This window comes from Flavobacterium sp., from assembly GCF_043720215.1.
Classification (GTDB): Bacteria; Bacteroidota; Bacteroidia; order Flavobacteriales; family Flavobacteriaceae; genus Flavobacterium.
The window spans coordinates 1-3,598 of the sequence record NZ_JAYSSZ010000169.1 but is presented as its reverse complement, the minus strand read 5'-3'; the positions used below and the strand labels follow the sequence as shown (position 1 = coordinate 3,598).

The window sequence follows — 3,598 nt, the reverse complement described above, 5'->3', positions numbered from 1 at the left end:
TTCCTCATAAATATACCATATTCCAATAAAAAAAAATATTATATACGTATGAAAAATTTTAATCCTGCAGACAAAATACAAGATTTACAGTATTTTGGAGAATTTGGTGGTGTAAATCCATCTATTTCAGATAGTTCAACTTATACATTTTTGTCGGCAAAAACGATGTTCGACACTTTTGAAGGCAATGCTGAAGGTTGTTATTTGTATTCTCGCCATTCATCTCCTAGTAATTTGTATTTAGACAAAGCACTTGCTGCGATGGAAGGAACGGAAACTGCAAATGTTGCTGCTTCTGGAATGGGAGCTATCACGCCAACGCTTTTGCAATTGTGTGGAAACGGGGATCATATTGTTTCGAGTAGAACTATTTATGGTGGAACGTATGCGTTTTTGAAAAATCTAGCACCTAGATTTGGTATCAAAACAACATTTGTAGATATTACTAAATTGGATATTGTAGAAGCAGCCATTACGCCAAATACGAAAGTTTTGTATTGCGAAACGGTAAGTAATCCTTTGCTCGAAGTAGCTGATATTGCTAGTTTGGCCAAAATTGCGATTAAGCATAATTTAAAATTGGTGGTTGATAATACTTTTTCGCCTTTGTCAGTTTCTCCTGCTAAATTAGGTGCTGATATTGTGATTCATAGTTTGACAAAATACATTAATGGAAGTAGCGATACTGTGGGTGGTGTAGTTTGTGCTTCGCAAGAATTTATTAATGATTTAAAAAATGTAAATTCTGGAGCTAGTATGCTTTTAGGTCCAACGATGGATAGTTTGCGTTCGGCAAGTGTGATGAAAAACCTAAGAACTTTGCATATTAGAATGAAACAACACAGTCATAATGCACTATTTTTGGCTCATAAATTTGAAGAAAACGGAATAAAAACGGTTTATCCTGGTTTGAAATCACACCCAAGTCACGAAATTTATTCTGGTATGATTAATCCTGAATATGGTTTTGGTGGTATGATGACTATCGATGTGGGTTCGCTTGATAAAGCTAATGAACTGATGAAATTAATGCAAGAAAGAAATTTAGGTTATTTAGCGGTAAGTTTAGGTTTTTATAAAACGCTCTTTAGTGCTCCAGGAACTTCTACATCTAGTGAAATTCCTCTTGAAGAACAAGCAGAAATGGGCTTGACAGATGGATTAATTCGTTTTTCTATTGGTTTAGATAATGATATTAATCGTACCTATGAAATGATGTACGCTTGTATGAAAGAATTGAATATTTTGTAAATAGCAAATAAGTAAATATTAAAAAAGCTCTGAATTTTTAAATTTGGAGCTTTTTTTAGCTTATGTAATTCCAAATATTTTTCTTCTTAGACAATTCTATAAATACTTTTCGCAAAGTTTGATGTTCGAGTTTTTCCATAGGCGCATCGTCTTTGAGTAGTTTTAAGGCATAATTCCGAGCCAGCAATAAAATATCTTTGTCACGAACTAAATCGGCAATTTGAAGATTTAAAACCCCACTTTGTTGCTTGCCCATAATATCGCCAGGACCACGGAGTTTAAGATCTACTTCGGCAATTTCAAATCCATCATTGGTAGCCACCATGGTTTCCATTCTGGTTTTAGAATCGGCACCAATTTTGTGTGAAGTCATTAAGATACAATAACTCTGGTCGGCTCCACGACCCACACGGCCACGCAATTGATGCAGTTGCGACAAGCCAAAACGTTCGGCGCTTTCTACAATCATAACACTGGCGTTGGGAATGTTTACACCCACTTCAATTACAGTTGTAGCGACCATAATATTGGTTTTTCCTTCGGCAAAACGTTTCATTTCTGCATCCTTATCGGCTGGTTTCATTTTTCCGTGAAGAATCGAAATCGCATATTTTGGTAACGGAAAATCACGAGAAATACTTTCGTAACCGTCCATCAAATCTTTAAAATCCATTTTTTCAGATTCTTGAATTAAAGGATAAACAATATAGATCTGACGACCTTTTGCAATTTCCTCCCGAATAAAATGCCATACTTTTAATCGGTTCGAATCGTATCGATGCACAGTTTGAATTGGTTTTCTGCCTGGTGGCAATTCATCAATGACAGAAATATCTAAATCGCCATACAAACTCATAGCTAAAGTTCTTGGAATTGGAGTGGCAGTCATGACTAAAACATGTGGTGGAATGGTGTTTTTCTTCCATAATTTAGAACGTTGTTCTACACCAAAACGATGTTGCTCATCGATAATTGCTAATCCCAAATTTTTGAATTGTACTTTGTCTTCTAATAAAGCATGTGTGCCAATTAAAATATCTAAACTTCCATTTTCTAGTTCTTCATGAATGATTTTTCGAGCTTTGGTATTACTCGAACCAGTGAGTATTTTTATATTAATATTCAAATCCTTAGCCAATTCCGAAAGCCCTATGAAATGCTGATTGGCTAATATTTCTGTTGGCGCCATCAAACACGCCTGGAAACCATTGTCTAAAGCCAAAAGCATACTCATAAACGCAACAATAGTTTTTCCTGAACCAACATCACCTTGCAACAATCGATTCATTTGGGCTGGATTTCCAATGTCGTTTCTTATCTCTTTGAGGACCCTTTTTTGAGCATTGGTCAAATCGAAAGGCAAATGATTATTGAAAAATTCGGTAAAATAAGTGCCGACTTTATCAAAAGGGAAACCTTTTATTTTGTGTTTTCTAATTAAATTTTTGGTAATTAATTGCAATTGAATAAAAAATAATTCTTCAAATTTTAATCGAAATTGTGCTTTCGCCAAAGCTTCCGAACTTTTAGGAAAATGGATATTTATTAAGGCGTCTTTTTTAGAAATTAGCTTTAATTCTTCTATTAAATAAGTTGGTAATGTTTCCGAAAATAAAGTATGCGTTTCTAAAAATAATTGTTGCATCATTTTGTTTACAACCTTGTTCGAAATGCCTCTTTGTGTTAGTTTTTCGGTACTTGGATAAACAGGTTGCATCGCCGAGCGTATGCTTTGCTGATGTTCTGTAAGCAATTCCATTTCTGGATGCGCCATATTGAATGTATTGTTGAACGAAGTAGTTTTCCCAAAAATCACATAAACCACATTGAGTTTTAGACTTTCTTTAACCCATTTTTGACCTTGAAACCAAACCAATTCCATTTGACCTGTATCATCGATAAATGTGGCAACCAATCGACTTTTTCCTTTGGCAAATTCAACTGTTTTTATATTAATTACTTTACCAATTATTTGAACTTCGGCAGTAGAATTCTGTAATTCATTAATCTTATAATATTTGGTTCGGTCTAAATATCTATTTGGATAAAAATTAATTAAATCTCCGTATTTATAAATACCCAACTCTTTGCGCAACAAATCACCACGTTGCGGACCAACGCCTTTTAGGTATTCTATGGGAGTTTCGAAGAGATTATTCATTTAATTTCTTTAGAAATTATTAATTTCAATACAATTGCTTGGTTTTAAAAAATTAACCACAAAAGGCACAAAAGACATTTGAGAATTCCAATAAACTTTTGTGTCTTTTGTGGTTAAAAAATCAAATTTATTAATTCTCACAATGTGAAGATAAAATATTTTTTTAATCTGTGAAAATCCGTGAAA

The 3,598-nt window shown here is 33.9% G+C and carries 2 protein-coding genes; one reads left to right on the top strand and one right to left on the bottom strand.

Annotated features, from left to right (window positions below):
- Nucleotides 1–48: 48 nt before the first annotated feature.
- Complete coding sequence (locus ACHZC3_RS07820) at nt 49–1,251, top strand: aminotransferase class V-fold PLP-dependent enzyme (protein ID WP_394759304.1); 1,203 nt, start codon at nt 49–51, stop codon at nt 1,249–1,251.
- 55 nt (nt 1,252–1,306) lie between these two features.
- Here the strand turns inward: ACHZC3_RS07820 and recG are convergent, their stop codons facing one another.
- Nucleotides 1,307–3,412: an ATP-dependent DNA helicase RecG gene (gene recG, locus ACHZC3_RS07815; protein ID WP_394759303.1), complete on the bottom strand. Its 2,106-nt coding sequence runs from the start codon at nt 3,410–3,412 to the stop codon at nt 1,307–1,309.
- Nucleotides 3,413–3,598: the final 186 nt, after the last annotated feature.